The sequence below is a fragment of the Caballeronia eucalypticola genome (assembly GCF_047608185.1).
Lineage (GTDB): Bacteria > Pseudomonadota > Gammaproteobacteria > Burkholderiales > Burkholderiaceae > Caballeronia.
The window spans coordinates 233152-248541 of the sequence record NZ_JBLKRU010000002.1 but is presented as its reverse complement, the minus strand read 5'-3'; the positions used below and the strand labels follow the sequence as shown (position 1 = coordinate 248541).

The window sequence follows — 15390 nt, the reverse complement described above, 5'->3', positions numbered from 1 at the left end:
CATGCCGGAAAACGTTACTGTGAAGCACCCGCAGCAGGGGCAGCGGGTAAGGTAGCGCTCGCTGCTTCCGGCGGATTTTCTCGTTCGTACTCGCGCCTGTCGCGGATCGCGTTGAAGAACAACGTGCCGATTACCAGCAGCACCACGACCACGATAAGAATACTGATCGCGAAGGTGGGGTTCTTCCGCGTCGGGGCCTTTTTGCGGCGGTCATCGGTCATGAAATTGAAGCTCTAGTGGGATTGGACGAAGCGCACGATCTTACCCGACATGGATTTCAGAAGGGTTGCGGCGACCTTTCCTTCCAACCCGCAGAACGCGTTCCACCTCGATCGCAAATATCAATTCCCGGTGACTCCGAGCGGCGCGCGTACCGGCAGCGCGGTGGAATATTTGATCTGTTCCATCGCGAAACTCGAACTCACGTCGTAAAGCGGGACAGCGCGAATCAGCGATTTGTAGACTCGATCGTAATCGTCGATATCCGACACCACCACGCGCATCAGATAGTCCGTTTCCCCGCTCATTCGATACACCTCGACGACTTCGGGAATGTCGCGCACCGCGCGCGTGAAATCCTCCGCCCAGGTCTGCGTGTGCTGATTGGTCTTCACCGCGACAAATACCGTTGTCCCGACCCCCAGCTTGCGCGGATCGCACAGCGCGACCTGAGCGCGGATCACGCCGGTTTCCTTCAGCCGTTGCACGCGCTTCCAGCATGGCGTCTGCGAGAGATTGACGCGCGTCGCCAGCTCGGCAATCGGCATTGTCACGTCTTCCTGCAGCAGCTCCAGCAACTTGCGATCGATAAGGTCCATGCCCACAGCCCGCCCCTTGTAGGAAATTATTCTACTTTTACGCGTCTTGACGAAATTATATGGAAACTTTTTCCGCCTGCAAACCGGTATAAAAGAAGCTCAGCTTTCCACTCCTTTCCGCCTGATTTCACCTGTCTGACGAGCCTTGCCATGACCTCTGCCCTTGATACAAAGTCGCCGCTCTCGCGACTATCCCATGCCCTCGATCAAGCCTGTTGTCTCGATCCATCTTCGGCGGAATTCGCGCTTGGCGTGCGGTCGGCTCTCAAAGAAGTCTCCGCGCAAGCCGGCTTTTTGACCGATGCCCAGCGCGAAGGCGGCCTGGATTGTTATCGACGGCATTTGCTGGTTGCCGATCCGCTCGGCCGATACGCCGTCGCCACGCTCGTCTGGCAACCCGGCCAGGCAAGCCCGGTGCACGGTCATCACACCTGGTGCGCTTATACGGTCATCGAAGGAACGTTGTCCGAAACGCTCTTCGCGTGGGATGCCGACACGCATCGAGCAGTTCAGACGCGCCGCCACGACCGGGCGCGCGGCGCGGTGTCGTTTGTCGGCGCGGGGCGCGGCGCAATTCACCAGTTGGGCAATGTATCGGCCACGGGCCGCACCGCGCTCTCGCTTCACGTTTATGGCGTGCCCGGCGCGCATATTTCGACGCACGTCAACGATCTCGTCGCGGCTGCCGCTTAACGCGCGTCGTCGGCAAGGTCGGCAGGCTCATGCAACGGTCCTACCCTTGCCTATGCTTTCCCTGGCTCGGACGCCGTAGGAATCTGCGGCGGCACTTGCGCGGATTGATCCGTCGGCGGCGGTGCGGGCTGTGACTTGTGTGAAACATCGCGCGCCATGGCTGCCGCGCTGCGTTCCACCGGCGACAACGGAGCCGGTTCCGTCAACTCCTCCAGATCGTTCAAATCCGACTCCATGCCCACGGATTCCCGCGACATCCGAAGTTGCATCTGCGGCACCGGCACGTCCATGCCGATCTCGTCCATCTTGCGCTTGACCCTGACGTTGAACGCCCGCGCGACACTCCATTGCTTCAGCGGCTGCGTCTTGATCTGTCCTTTCACAACCATCCAGTTGGGATCGAAACGATCCAGCCCCCACACTTCGATAGGCCCAAGCATCTCGCGCCGGTATCGAAAATCGGCCATCAGTTCCGCACCGACTTCACGAATCATTTGCGTGATCTGGTCGACATCGGCGGAGAACGGCACCCGCACTTCGAACACCGCATAAGCAAAATCGCGCGACAGGTTCTTCACCACCTTGATTTGCGAAAACGGAATGGCGTGAATTGCGCCCTGTCCGTCACGCAGTCTCACGGTACGGATGGTCAGCGTTTCGACCACGCCCGCGTGACCGCCATCGACCTCAATCGAATCACCGACCGAAATGGTGTCCTCGACGATGATGAAAAGTCCCGTGATGAGATCGGCCACCAGCGACTGCGCGCCAAAGCCCACCGCCAGGCCGATCACACCGGCGCCGGCAAGCAACGGCGTCACGTTCAGCCCAAGATTTGCCGCGGTAATGATGGCGGCAACGGTCAGCAGTCCCACGAACACCACGTTGCGGATCAGCGGCAGCATGGTGCGCGCGCGCATGCTCGGACCGCGGCCTTTGCCGCGCGGCGTGTTGGGATTGAGCGCCTCTTGAATCCCGGTATCAATAAGAATCCACACCAGCCAGGCGATAAGAATAGTCAGCAGGATTGCGCTCACCGCATGCGTGATGCCGCGTGCCGCTACGCTTTCCTCAGCCAGTTTGGTGAGCGAAAACCCCCAGAAACGCGATGCAAGTTCGAGGAAAGCCAGCCAGATCGCCAGCACGACCATGCGGCCGAAGAACTTGAAAAGCCGCCGCACATACGCCGATTGCCGGCGTGTCTTGCGTTGCGGCAGTCGCGTAACCCGCAGAACGACGGCGCTCAGAAACAGCCCGACCACCAGCAGGCCGGCCGTTGCAATCGCCATTTGCAGGACGTTCTCGGACGTGCCGATACCCGCAAGCGTCGCGATCACCGAAGCCGATGCCAGCAGCAGCATTGGCACTTGCCAGAGCGAGCCGACCACCTCGAACGTTTCGGTCGCCGCCTTGTGCTGGCTGCGCTGCTCATACGAACGGCTGCGGATCAGATGGGACACCGGCCGCCTGAACGCGAGCGTGAAATAGCCGGTCAGGATCGCCGCGCCCATGTTCGCGACCGTTGAGAGAAGCCCCGCCAGATTCGTGCCGAGCTGTTGCGCCACATCGTAGTTCGATGCGGCGTCGCCGAGTGCGCCGAGCGCGCCGATAAGAAAGATCAGGCGACGCGCATGCAGGATCAGCAGATGCACCGCCACCCGTCGATGCGCGGAGCCGAACAGCGAGAACATGATCAGGCATATCGATGAAAATACGGCGCCCGCGACAATCGCGTACGCGGTCACCATCGCGAGCGTGCGGCCGAGCGAGACCGGCATCATTCGCACAAAGGTCAGCGCCGCGACAAACGCGAACAGGTACGGCCCGACCCGCCGCAGCGCGAAGATCAGAAGCTCGCTGGTGGTCGGGTTGGCACGCAGGCCGAAATGAACGTTGTAACGCTTATGCAGATACCGCTGGAGATAAACCAGCAGAAAAGCGCAAACGCCCCAGCCGGCCAGCATCAGGCAATAGTTGAACACCGTGTGGCCAAAACTCTCGCGGCTTTGGCCCGAGACAATGGTGAACAGCTCGTTGCCCGCAGCGTTGAAGCGGCCGCCCCAATAGTTGAACGGCGTACGGCCACGGCTGAAGTCCGCTTCCACGCTCGACAGGCCCGATGCGATCGCCCCGAGCAACCCCGTTTTGGGCGTGATGGCGGCAACGACCGAGGACGCGGCCGACGTCGCCGTTGATGTCGTAGTCGTCGTCGAGCTCGCCGACGAGGCCGCAGCCACCTCCGGTAACACTGCCGCGCCGGAACCGTCGGATGCAGCCGATGAGCCGGCCGGTTGCGTGGCGGCCTCGGCGTCATGCTTGGCATCGCGAAGCTTTTTCAACTGCGCGACTAGCGCCGTGCGTTCACGGTCATTGTCCAGCGTGGAGATGACCGTGTCGAGCGAGCGCGTCAGATCTGCTTCGCTGGCCGAGGTGGCCGTGGCATCCGCCGAGCCGGAAACCGCGGCCGATGCCGAGGCGGGGTCGGATGCTGCCGGTTTGTTGATGAGTTCCTGAAATGACGGCAACGTGAGCGCCGGAGGCGCTGCGTTGGCGTTCAGGGCAAAGATCGTGAGCGCCGAGCTGACCAACGCGGCGAATACCAGCGCGCCAGCGAGCGCCCGGATGCGGCTTGGTTTCATGGCGGTGCGCAAAAGACAAAAAGGTAAAAGACCGCCAGTTTAGCCGCTGCGCCGGAATAATCTTTAGACAAAACGGTCACGCCGGTAACGAGATGTTAGCCCGCGAACGCCGTATTTTCCGCGCTGAGAAGCGCGGCAGGTCGCGGAACTCCGGCGAGCCGCCACCTATTTGTCCATATCGGTGCGCGCGTTTCCAGGGTCGGCTGTCGTGGCGGACGAACCGCTCGATGAACTACCCAAGCTGGTTCCCGATGCGCCGCTTTGACCGGCAGAGCTTGCCGACCAGTCCTGCAATTTGTGGCCGGCGGACTGCAGACCCGCGCCGGTGTCGCTTGCAGCATTGACGATAGCCGCATTCGTTGCGCTTGCCGCGCCCTCCAGATTGGCTCGGGCAGCGGCCGCCACACCGCTCGCCGACATATCGGGCAACGTGCCGGCTCCCTGTAGGTTCTGCTGCGCGGACTGCTTGACCGAGTCAACCTGCTGGTTGACATAGTTCGCCGCCTGATCGAATTTCTGGCCCGCCTGGCTGGCTACGTTGTTAAACGCACCGGCGGCCTGCCCTGCAGCGGCGTCATGCTTCTCACACGCGGCAAGAAGCCCAAGTGCAACCGCGGCGCCGGCCAGCCGATTCATCCATTTCTTTTGCATCGTCATTGATTGTCCTCTTGGGCGAGCAAGGTGCAGCCACCCGGTTGTTACATTCACCGCTTCAACGGCACTTCAAAAGCTATCTCGAACCCCATGATAACCGTGCACGCCAGCCCACTACCTCCAACCGCGCGATGCTGGCCGTTCGGCCTGGTTTCAGGCGTATCCCGCATAAATCGCAATAACACCCTCTGCAGCTTCCGCGAACAGTTGAAATTCGATCCGCTTTAAGACGCTTCTGATTCATTTCGTCGACGCCGTTTCTTATAGTGCGGCCATCCCTGAATTCGATATTGAAGTGTTGTCATGATCCAGATGAACCTGCTAATTGCCCTCGTTGCCGGCCTGATCCTTTTCGAGCCCTTCACGCGCACGCCCATGTCGCGTTCAACGCGATTTTCCGACCATCGCAACCAGGCCATGCGTGCCTTTGTGCAGGCAGGCGTGGCGCTGCTCGCTGCCATGATTGTCGCGACCAGCAATCCCGCGCCGCAGCAGGTTTCACCTGTGCTCGTGTTCGGCAGCGCGGCAGTGTTGGCTATGGCAGGCATTTATTGGGCGCTGCGCGGTCGGCGCTTGCTGAAGCCCGGCAGGATGTTTGCTGCGCACCGCTAAGCGGTTTGATCGGCAGGAGCCTTTCAGCGGCATAACAGCCCTGCACGGTCCTGCGCATACCAACGCTTCTCACGATGCCCTTTCGTTTCGGAAGGGCATCGCCGTATTAACGTGTCGACGTATTGGCGAGCGCATTAAATTCTTTTAGTTCACCCGAAAATACTAAACATGCGCGGGGAATCAATTGAGAAACCTGAGATAAGGTAGCGTAAGGTCCTGAGTCGCCCGCACTACTGTCCTACGTTCATCACCACCTGCACCAGGCAACACCGCCTTTGCGCGCGCGTATCCCGCACTTCGTGCAGGCAAAAAAAAGGCGCTACGTTGCCGTAGCGCCTTAAAAGTTCTAGCCATTCCGAGGGCCGTGCTAGAACCTGAGAGCTGGTTATCGATCGCAATTCGACGCACATACCTAGCGCTTCCGGAGTGCTTTCGAAATCGGGTTCCATTTTTTACGTTATGCGAAACCGAGTCAAGCGAAATTTCGAGGATTGAGCGACTATCAGACAATATGGTACGTGGGTTCGATGACAAAAAGGGGGCCGGCAGATGCACGTTTTCATTGCTGGATAGTACGATTCCGGAGAGCTGCGGTGCGCCTGCTAGTCAGTATTGACAAACGGCGTCTCCGGCCTTTCCAACGAAACCAAGTTCCGAAAAATAATGCAAACAACTGAGAGCCGGCCTACGAGCCGGGAAAAGGAAAAAGGGCGTGATGGAGAAGAAGTCGTCGCATTATCGCGAGGGCTTGATGTACTCCGTCGTATCGCTGCCGCTGACGCGCCCGTCAGCAATCGCGAGTTAGCCGAATGGACGGGCATTCCAAAACCGACCGTTTCGCGGTTGACAGCGACTTTGGTCAGCGCCAATTTGCTGTTTCAATTACCCGACAGTGAGCGGTTTGTACTGACCGCTTCAGTGCTGGAATTGAGCAACGGTTTCCTGCGCAACTTCGACATCCGGGCGCGAGCGCGGCCGTTTCTTATCGACCTGGCGGACCGGACCACGCTGAGCGTCCATCTGGCCGTACGCGACAGGCTGGACATGGTCGTCATCGATACCATCCGGCCGCGTTCGGCCGTGCTCGTATCGCGGCTCGAAGTCGGCTCGCGGATGGACCTGGGACGCACGGCGGTCGGCCGCGCGTATCTGGCGGCGCTCGGCGAGCCCGACAGGGCCGGCCTGCTCGACAGCCTGCGGATCGCTTCGGGCGATGACTGGCCGAGTATCGACGGCAGCCTGAAGCCGGGCCTGGAAGACGCAATGCGCCGTGGCTTCGCGATCTCGACCGGCGAGTGGCATCACGGACTCAATGCCGTAGCGGCGGGCTTTGTCGGCCCGTCGGGGCAGCGCTACGCGGTGAATTGCGGCGGTGCTGAATATCAGGCGCCACGAGACGTACTGCTGAGCGAGGTTGCACCCGCGTTGCTGGAATGCGTCGCGAAAATCACGCACGAGATCGGCGGAACACCGTCCGCGCGCTTGAGCGAATAACGCGTCCATTAACGCGTCAATGAAAGCGTGTAACGCTTGGACGACGGTAAAACACCGGATGTGCTTGCATCGGCACATCCGGTGTTTCGCTATGTATCGTTGCGCTTCCGGCGCAAAAATCATTGAGCGCGCCTTTTCAGCCCACCGCCAGACCCCGCAAATACACTAGACGATACGATGTCGGTCGACCTTCCCGTCCCTCCGGGGCGATGGTTTCGAATTGCCTTCTGTCCCCGCTAGCAATCGTAACGATCGTAATCAATCGAAAGAAAGATAGCTGGACTGCAACGAAGCACGGGACGTAGCATCATGCTTCGCGCGCCCGGGCCACCTTTCGATTCTTTCAATCTAATGGCGTGCTCGCCACGTGACTGACCACTGCGTCGCGTAAAGTGCGTGACGCGAATGACGCGCGTGACCTATATATCGACCGCGTTCCCGGCACGCTTCAGAACCATCGGCACGAACGCCGGCCATGTTAATCCGCCAGCACCCTAAGACAGTTTGCAAGCCCACCGACTCACCGAGCCACTGAAACGATGGACGAACAAAAAAAACACCCAGCACCACCGCCTTACTCTGAAAGCCGTTCGCCCACCTCCCAAGCCTCGACTCCCGTTCCGTCCGCCGTCCAGCCCCGCCGGCGCCGGCTTGTATGGATCGTTGTCGTTATCCTGATCGTGGCGGGCCTGTTTACATGGCATCCGTGGAATCGTGGTGGCGCTGATAATTCGCAGCACGCGCGCCAAGGCGGCGGCCGGCATGGTGGCGGCGGTCCTGGTACGGCGGCTCCGCCGCAACCCGTGCATGTCGCAACGGTCACACAAGGTGAAATGCCGGTAGTGATCAACTCGCTCGGGACGGTGACGCCGCTGGCGTCGGTGACGGTCAAGACGCAGCTCAACGGTACGCTGCAGAACGTCGCGTTCCAGGAAGGCCAGATGGTCAAGAAGGGCGATGTACTGGCTCAGATCGACCCTCGCCCCTACGAAATCTCGTTGCGTAACGCACAAGGCACGCTCGCGAAAGACCAGGCGCTGCTGCAGACTGCCCGCATTGACCTGAAGCGCTATCAGATGCTGCTCTCGCAGGACTCGATCGCGAGCCAGCAAGTAGACACGCAGGCGTCGCTCGTGCAGCAGTACGAGGGCACGGTCAAGTCGGACCAGGCAAATGTGGATACGTACAAACTCGACCTGACCTACGCGCGTATCACGGCGCCGGTGTCGGGGCGTGTCGGCTTGCGGCAGGTCGATCCGGGCAACTACGTGACGACCGGCGACACGAACGGCGTCGTGGTCATTACCCAACTGCAGCCCATCAGCGTGATTTTCACGACGTCCGAGGACAATCTCACTGCCATCCTGAAGCCGTTGCATGCGGGGACGAAGATGTCGGTGACCGCTTATGACCGGGCCAACACCAAGTCGCTCGAAAGCGGTTATCTCGAAACGATCGACAACCAGATCGACACCACCACGGGCACCGTCAAGCTGCGCGCGACCTTCGATAACAACGAAAGCATGCTGTTTCCGAACCAGTTTGTGAACACGAAACTACTCGTCGATGTCATCAAGGACGCGGTCATCGTGCCCACGCCCGCGGTGCTCAACGGGTCGTCGGGCGCGTTTGTCTACGTGGTGACGCAGGACAATACGGTGACCGTGCGCAATGTGAAGATCGGTCCGGTCGATGGTGAACGCACCAGCATCAAGACGGGTCTGCAAGTGGGCGAACGCGTGGTGATCGACGGTTCCGACCGCCTCAAGGAAGGCGCGAAAATCACGATCCCGGCAGACAAGCCTAAAGCCGCTTCCGGAGCGTCAGGATCGGCTGCGGCATCGGCGGCATCGGGCGCGCATCGCGGCCATCATCGCAAACAGTCGCAGTGAAGCGCTCATGATCCATAACCGCACTGCACCCGCATGAATCCATCACGTCCTTTTATTCTGCGTCCGGTCGGCACGGCGCTGCTGATGGCGGCAATCATGCTGGTCGGCCTCGTCGCGCTGCGTTTCTTGCCGCTGTCCGCGTTGCCCGCCGTCGACTATCCGACTATCCAGGTGCAGACGTTCTATCCGGGCGCGTCGCCGGATGTGATGACCACGTCGGTCACAGCCCCCCTCGAGAAGCAGTTCGGGCAGATGGCGAGCCTGAACCAGATGTCGTCGCAAAGCTCGGCGGGCGCGTCCGTCATCACACTGCAATTCAGTCTCGACCTGCCGCTCGATATCGCCGAGCAGGAAGTCCAGGCGGCTATCAATGCAGCGGGCAACCTGCTGCCGTCCGACCTGCCCGCTCCGCCGATCTACGCGAAGGTGAACCCCGCCGACGCGCCCATCATCACGCTCGCGATCAGTTCGAAGACCTTGCCGCTCACGCAGGTCCAGGATCTCGCCGATACCCGTCTCGCGCAGAAGATCTCGCAAGTCGGCGGCGTTGGGCTGGTGTCGGTCAGCGGCGGCAATCGGCCGGCTGTCCGGATCCAGGCGAACACGCGTGCGCTGGCGTCGTATGGACTGAACATCGACGACTTGCGCACCACTATTTCGAACCTGAACGTCAATACGCCGAAGGGCAATTTCGACGGCCCCTCGCGGGCCTATACGATCAACGCGAATGACCAGTTGACCGATGCCAGCGCTTACCAGAGCGCGGTTATCGCGTATAAGAACGGCCGGCCGGTAATGCTGACGGATGTGGCGACGGTCGTCTCCGGTCCGGAAAACACCAAGCTTGGCGCGTGGGTGGACAACACGCCGGCCATCATCCTGAACGTGCAGCGCCAGCCGGGCGCGAACGTGATTGCGGTTGTCGACGGCATCAAGAAGATCCTGCCGCAGTTGCAGGCGGCGTTGCCGGCCGCGCTCGACGTGCGCATCGTCACCGACCGGACCACGACCATTCGCGCCTCGGTGCGTGACGTGCAGTTCGAACTCGCGCTCTCCGTGGTGCTGGTCGTGCTCGTGATCTACCTGTTCCTCGCGAACGTCTGGGCCACGCTGATTCCGAGTTTGTCCGTGCCGGTCTCGCTGATCGGTACGCTGGCCGTCATGTATTTGTGCGGCTTCTCGCTCGACAATCTCTCGTTGATGGCATTGACCATTGCGACGGGTTTTGTCGTCGATGACGCGATCGTGATGATCGAGAATATCGCGCGTTACGTGGAAGAAGGTGAGCCGCCGCTCGAAGCAGCGTTGAAGGGCTCGAAGCAGATCGGCTTCACCATTATTTCGCTGACTGTCTCGCTGATTGCAGTGCTGATTCCGCTCCTGTTCATGGGCGACGTGGTCGGCCGTCTGTTCCACGAATTCGCGATCACGCTGGCGGTGACCATCGTGATTTCGGCAATCGTCTCGCTCACGCTCGTGCCCATGTTGTGCGCCAAGCTGTTGCGTCATACGCCGCCGAAGGAGAGTCATCGCTTCGAAGCCCGGGCGCATCAGTTCATCGATTATGTGATCGGGCGATACGGCGTCGCGCTGACCTGGGTGCTCGACCGGCAGCGCTCGACGCTGGTGGTGGCGCTTCTTACGCTCGTGCTGACCGCCCTGCTCTATATCTGGATTCCGAAGGGTTTCTTCCCGATCCAGGATACCGGCGTGATCCAGGCGATTACGCAAGCGCCGCAAGCCGCGTCTTATCAGGCAGTGGCCGAACAGCAGCAAGCGCTCGCAGCGCAAGTCCTGAAGAACCCGGACGTTGAAAGCCTCACCTCGTTCATTGGCGTGGATGGGACCAATATCACGTTGAACAGCGGCCGGATGCTGATCAACCTCAAACCGCGCGACGACCGCAGCAATACGTCGAGCGACGTGATCCGCGCGCTGCAGAAAGACGTGGCGAACATTCCCGGGATCCGGCTCTACATGCAGCCGGTGCAGGATCTGACGATCGATTCCACCGTCAGCCCGACCCAATACCAGTTCATGCTGACCGACCCGAATTCGGCGGAATTCGCGGAATGGGTGCCGAAGCTGACAGCGCGGCTTCAGCAAGCGCCCGAACTGGCGGATGTGGCGACCGATCTGCAGCAGAATGGGCAATCCGTGTATGTGGAAATCGACCGGTCGACGGCTGCGCGCTTCGGCATTACGCCCGCTACCGTCGATAACGCCCTCTACGACGCATTCGGCCAACGCATCATCTCGACCATCTTCACGCAGTCGAACCAGTATCGCGTGATCCTGGAATCCCAGCCAACCGAGGCGCACTACAGCGAGACGCTCAACGGCATTTACCTGCCTTCGTCCACGGCAAGCTCGGGGCAAGTGCCGCTATCGGCCATCGCGACCTTCCATGAACGCGCGGCACCGCTGCTGGTCACGCACCTCGGGCAATTCCCCGCGACCACCGTCTCGTTCAACCTCGCGCCGGGCGCGTCGCTGGGCGCGGCCGTGAAAGCGATCGATCAGGCGCAGAAGGACATCGGCTTGCCCGCCTCGTTCCAGATCCGTTTCCAGGGCGCGGCGCTGGCGTTCCAGGCGTCGCTCTCGAACGAATTGTTCCTGATCCTGGCCGCGATCGTCACCATGTATATCGTGCTCGGCGTGCTGTATGAGAGCTTTATCCATCCGATCACGATCCTGTCCACGCTGCCCTCGGCGGGCGTCGGTGCACTGCTTTCGCTGATGATCACCGGACACGATCTCGACATCATCGGGATTATCGGCATCGTGTTGCTGATCGGCATTGTGAAAAAGAACGCCATCATGATGATCGACTTCGCGCTCGAAGCCGAACGCGAGCAAGGCAAAAGTCCGCGCGACGCGATCTACCAGGCGTGTTTGCTGCGCTTCCGGCCGATCCTGATGACCACCATGGCCGCGCTTCTTGGCGCCTTGCCGCTGATGCTCGGCTGGGGCGCCGGTTCTGAATTGCGTCGTCCGCTCGGGATCGCGATTGTTGGCGGGTTGATCGTGTCGCAAGCGCTGACGCTGTTCACCACGCCGGTGATCTATCTCGGTTTCGATTCGCTCGCCCGTCGCGCGCGGGCGCGTTTTTACCGGAACGCTCCGCCCCGTCCGGCGAGCCCGGTGAGCGACCAGGAGTAAGCGCATGAACCTGTCGCAACCGTTTATCGCGCGCCCGGTCGCCACTACGCTGCTGGCAATCGGCATTGCGCTCGCCGGCCTGTTCGCGTTCACGAAGCTGCCGGTCGCGCCGTTGCCGCAAGTCGACTTCCCGACCATTTCGGTCCAGGCGAGCTTGCCCGGCGCGAGTCCGGAAACCGTCGCGACCAGCGTGGCGAGTCCGCTTGAGCGCCATCTTGGTTCAATCGCCGATGTCACCGAGATGACGTCGCAAAGCTCGGTCGGGTCGGCGCGCATCACGTTGCAGTTTGGTTTGAACCGCGACATCGATGGCGCCGCGCGCGACGTGCAGGCGGCCATCAACGCAGCGCGCGCCGATCTTCCCACGGCGCTCAAAAGCAATCCTACGTATCACAAGGTTAATCCCGCCGACGCGCCGATCCTGATCCTCGCGCTCTCCTCCCCCACGCGTACCGCCGGTTCGCTCTACGATTCCGCCGCGACCGTGCTGCAGCAAACGCTTTCCACCGTGCCCGGTGTCGGCGAAGTGGACGTGAGCGGCTCGGCGAATCCGGCCGTGCGGGTGGAACTGGAACCGAACGCGCTGTTCCACTATGGCATTGGCCTGGAAGATGTCCGCGCGGCGCTGGCATCGGCGAATGCGAACAGCCCGAAGGGTGCTATCGAATTCAATGGCACCCACTTCCAGCTTTATACGAACGACCAGGCGAGCAAGGCCGATCAGTATCGCGACCTGGTAGTGGCTTACCGGAACGGCTCGGCGGTGCATCTGCGCGACGTGGGTGAAGTAGTCGATTCAGTCGAGGACCTGCGCAACCTGGGTCTCATCAACAACAAGCGCGCCGTGCTCGTGATTCTCTACCGGCAACCGGGCGCGAACATTATTGACACCATCGACCGCGTGAAAGCGATGGTGCCGCAACTCCAGGCCGCGCTCCCCGCCGATGTCGAGATCACGCCAACCTCCGATCGCTCGACCACGATCCGCGCGTCGCTGCACGATACGGAATTCACGCTGATTGTGGCGGTGGCGCTGGTCGTGATGGTCGTGTTCCTGTTCCTGCGAAACTGGCGCGCAACGCTGATTCCGAGCGTGGCCGTGCCGATCTCGATCATCGGCACGTTCGCCGCCATGTACCTGCTCGGCTTCTCGCTCGATAACCTCTCGCTGATGGCCTTGACCATCGCGACGGGGTTCGTGGTCGACGACGCCATCGTCGTGCTTGAAAACATCTCGCGGCATATAGAGAACGGCGTCCCGCGCATGAAAGCCGCCATTCTTGGCGCGCAGGAAGTGGGCTTCACGGTGCTGTCGATGAGTATCTCGCTGGTCGCCGTGTTTATTCCTATCTTGTTGATGGGCGGCATTGTCGGCCGCTTGTTCCGCGAATTCGCGTTGACGCTGTCGCTGGCGATTGCCGTTTCGCTGGTCGTCTCGCTGACCGTCACGCCCATGATGTGCGCCCGTTTGCTGCATGAACCGCACGAACAGAAGCCGCCCGGCCGGTTTTCTCGCTGGCTCGAACGGCAGTTCGTGTGGATGCAGAACGGGTACGCGCGCACGCTCGGCGTGGCGCTCGCGCATCCGAGAATTGTATTGCTGGTGTTGCTCGCGACCATCGGCTTGAATGTGTATCTGTACATCATCGTGCCGAAGGGATTTTTCCCGCAGCAGGATACGGGGCGGCTCGTCGGCGGCATTCAGGCTGACCAGAGCACCTCGTTCCAGGCGATGAAAGGCAAGTTTTCCGAGATGATGCGGATCGTGCAAGCTGATCCGGCTGTGGAAAGCGTCGCCGGATTCACCGGCGGGCGGCAGACCAACTCGGGCTTCATGTTCATTTCGCTGAAACCCAAGAGGGAGCGCAAGGTATCGGCTGAACAGGTGATCCAGCGGTTGCGCGCGCCGCTGTCCGATGTCGCGGGCGTGCGGACGTTCCTGCAAGCCGTGCAGGACATTCGCGCGGGCGGACGGCAATCGAATGCGCAATATCAGTTCACGCTGCTGGCTGACTCCACCACCGATCTCTACACGTGGGGGCCAAAGCTCACCGACGCCCTGCTCACCCGCCCCGAACTCACCGATGTCAATTCCGACCAGCAGCAAGGCGGTCTCGAATCGTTTGTAACCATCGACCGGGCGACGTCGGCGCGCCTGGGTATCCAGCCAGCGCAGATCGACAACACGCTCTACGACGCGTTCGGCCAGCGCCAGGTATCCACCATCTACAACGAGTTGAGCCAGTACCACGTGATCATGGAAGTCGCGCCGAAATACTGGCAAGACCCGGAGATGCTCAAGCAGATCTACGTGAGTACGTCGGGTGGAACCGCGAGCGGCGCGGCATCGACGAATGCGACCACGACGACGTCGACCTCGGCTTCCACCTCAACGTCAGCATCGACGTCCACGAGTTCGAGCAGCGGCACGTCCTCAACCGACACCACCAGTTCGCTCGCGCTGGCGTCCATCCGCAACGCCGCGACCAACGCGATTGCCGCGAGCGGAAAGTCCAGTTCGTCGGCGGGCGCGGCGGTGTCGACGTCGAAGGAAACCATGATCCCGCTCTCGACCATTGCCAAGTTCGGACCGGGCAACACGCCGTTATCGGTGAATCACCAGAGCCAGTTCGTGGCGTCGACGATCTCGTTCAACCTGCCGCCCGGCAAGTCGCTCTCCGATGCCACCGCCGCCATCTACGAAACCATGGCGACCATTGGCATGCCCAGCACGATTCACGGCAGTTTCGCGGGCACCGCGCAGCAGTTCCAGGATTCGACCAAAGACCAGCCGATCCTGATCCTCGCCGCGCTGGCTGCGGTGTATATCGTGCTTGGGATTTTGTACGAGAGTTACATCCATCCCATCACGATTCTCTCGACCTTGCCCTCGGCGGGCATTGGTGCGTTACTCGCGCTGCTGCTGTTCCAGACGGAGTTCAGCATCATTGCGTTGATCGGGGTGATCTTGCTGATCGGCATTGTGAAGAAGAACGCCATCATGATGGTCGACTTTGCTATTCAGGCGCAGCGGCATGGCGCTGCAACATCGCGCGAGGCGATTGAGCAGGCGTGTTTGCTGCGTTTCCGCCCGATCATGATGACCACCGCTGCGGCTTTGTTAGGTGCGTTACCGTTGGCATTCGGGACGGGCGAAGGATCGGAAATGCGCGCGCCGCTGGGGATCGCGATTGTGGGCGGCTTGATCGTGAGCCAGCTGCTGACGCTCTATACAACGCCGGTGGTTTATCTTTATATGGACCGGATCCGGATTTGGTCTGAGGAACGGCGGGCGCGAAGGGACCGGAGAGGGCCGGCTCGAGTCGTTGAGTGAGGAATTGGGATTGCGATCGGGATTGGCGCGGATGGCTGTAAGCCGTAAAACTCAGGCGTCAACGCCCTTCTCCGTGCATTAATCCCGAAAAT

General features: G+C 60.9%; 10 protein-coding genes. 6 read left to right on the top strand and 4 right to left on the bottom strand.

Annotated features, from left to right (window positions below; all coding sequences use genetic code 11):
* Positions 1-14: 14 nt before the first annotated feature.
* Together ACMX25_RS03330 and ACMX25_RS03325 are read right to left on the bottom strand one after the other, a co-directional pair.
* Positions 15-221, bottom strand: coding sequence for a hypothetical protein (locus ACMX25_RS03330; RefSeq protein ID WP_414948124.1), 207 nt, complete (start codon positions 219-221; stop codon positions 15-17).
* A 120-nt stretch (positions 222-341) separates the two neighbouring features.
* The gene (locus ACMX25_RS03325) at positions 342-818 is read right to left on the bottom strand and encodes an Lrp/AsnC family transcriptional regulator (RefSeq protein ID WP_462686291.1); all 477 of its coding nucleotides are present in this window, start codon (positions 816-818) and stop codon (positions 342-344) included.
* Between the two features lie 150 nt (positions 819-968).
* On the opposite strand from ACMX25_RS03325, the gene ACMX25_RS03320 reads away from it, so the two are divergent.
* The gene (locus ACMX25_RS03320) at positions 969-1511 is read left to right on the top strand and encodes a cysteine dioxygenase family protein (RefSeq protein ID WP_414948122.1); all 543 of its coding nucleotides are present in this window, start codon (positions 969-971) and stop codon (positions 1509-1511) included.
* Between the two features lie 50 nt (positions 1512-1561).
* On the opposite strand, the gene ACMX25_RS03315 is transcribed toward ACMX25_RS03320, so the two are convergent.
* Together ACMX25_RS03315 and ACMX25_RS03310 are read right to left on the bottom strand one after the other, a co-directional pair.
* A complete protein-coding gene (locus ACMX25_RS03315) occupies positions 1562-4150 on the bottom strand; it encodes a mechanosensitive ion channel family protein (RefSeq protein WP_414948121.1) in 2589 nt (862 codons plus the stop codon).
* A 165-nt stretch (positions 4151-4315) separates the two neighbouring features.
* Complete coding sequence (locus tag ACMX25_RS03310) at positions 4316-4807, bottom strand: hypothetical protein (RefSeq protein ID WP_414948120.1); 492 nt, start codon at positions 4805-4807, stop codon at positions 4316-4318.
* 300 nt (positions 4808-5107) lie between these two features.
* Between ACMX25_RS03310 and ACMX25_RS03305 the strand changes: the two genes are divergently transcribed.
* From ACMX25_RS03305 to ACMX25_RS03285, 5 genes are all read left to right on the top strand, one after another.
* Entirely contained in the window at positions 5108-5416 is a 309-nt protein-coding gene (locus ACMX25_RS03305) for a hypothetical protein (protein WP_414948119.1), read from the top strand.
* Positions 5417-6079: 663 nt separating this feature from the next.
* Positions 6080-6910 carry an IclR family transcriptional regulator gene (locus ACMX25_RS03300; RefSeq protein WP_414948118.1) on the top strand — a complete coding sequence of 277 codons (831 nt, stop codon included), beginning with the start codon at positions 6080-6082 and terminating at the stop codon, positions 6908-6910.
* Between the two features lie 539 nt (positions 6911-7449).
* A complete protein-coding gene (locus ACMX25_RS03295) occupies positions 7450-8802 on the top strand; it encodes an MdtA/MuxA family multidrug efflux RND transporter periplasmic adaptor subunit (RefSeq protein WP_414948117.1) in 1353 nt (450 codons plus the stop codon).
* A 33-nt stretch (positions 8803-8835) separates the two neighbouring features.
* On the top strand, positions 8836-11964 hold the full coding sequence (locus ACMX25_RS03290; protein WP_414948116.1) for an MdtB/MuxB family multidrug efflux RND transporter permease subunit: 3129 nt from the start codon (positions 8836-8838) through the stop codon (positions 11962-11964).
* 4 nt (positions 11965-11968) lie between these two features.
* Positions 11969-15298, top strand: coding sequence for an efflux RND transporter permease subunit (locus tag ACMX25_RS03285; protein WP_414948115.1), 3330 nt, complete (start codon positions 11969-11971; stop codon positions 15296-15298).
* Positions 15299-15390: the final 92 nt, after the last annotated feature.

What these genes read in the sequence shown, in the direction of transcription:
- ACMX25_RS03330 (WP_414948124.1), bottom strand. Translation starts at nt 221, where the DNA reads ATGACCGATGACCGCCGCAAAAAGGCCCCGACGCGGAAGAACCCCACC.
- ACMX25_RS03325 (WP_462686291.1), bottom strand. Translation starts at nt 818, where the DNA reads ATGGACCTTATCGATCGCAAGTTGCTGGAGCTGCTGCAGGAAGACGTG.
- ACMX25_RS03320 (WP_414948122.1), top strand. Translation starts at nt 969, where the DNA reads ATGACCTCTGCCCTTGATACAAAGTCGCCGCTCTCGCGACTATCCCAT.
- ACMX25_RS03315 (WP_414948121.1), bottom strand. Translation starts at nt 4,150, where the DNA reads ATGAAACCAAGCCGCATCCGGGCGCTCGCTGGCGCGCTGGTATTCGCC.
- ACMX25_RS03310 (WP_414948120.1), bottom strand. Translation starts at nt 4,807, where the DNA reads ATGACGATGCAAAAGAAATGGATGAATCGGCTGGCCGGCGCCGCGGTT.
- ACMX25_RS03305 (WP_414948119.1), top strand. Translation starts at nt 5,108, where the DNA reads ATGATCCAGATGAACCTGCTAATTGCCCTCGTTGCCGGCCTGATCCTT.
- ACMX25_RS03300 (WP_414948118.1), top strand. Translation starts at nt 6,080, where the DNA reads ATGCAAACAACTGAGAGCCGGCCTACGAGCCGGGAAAAGGAAAAAGGG.
- ACMX25_RS03295 (WP_414948117.1), top strand. Translation starts at nt 7,450, where the DNA reads ATGGACGAACAAAAAAAACACCCAGCACCACCGCCTTACTCTGAAAGC.
- ACMX25_RS03290 (WP_414948116.1), top strand. Translation starts at nt 8,836, where the DNA reads ATGAATCCATCACGTCCTTTTATTCTGCGTCCGGTCGGCACGGCGCTG.
- ACMX25_RS03285 (WP_414948115.1), top strand. Translation starts at nt 11,969, where the DNA reads ATGAACCTGTCGCAACCGTTTATCGCGCGCCCGGTCGCCACTACGCTG.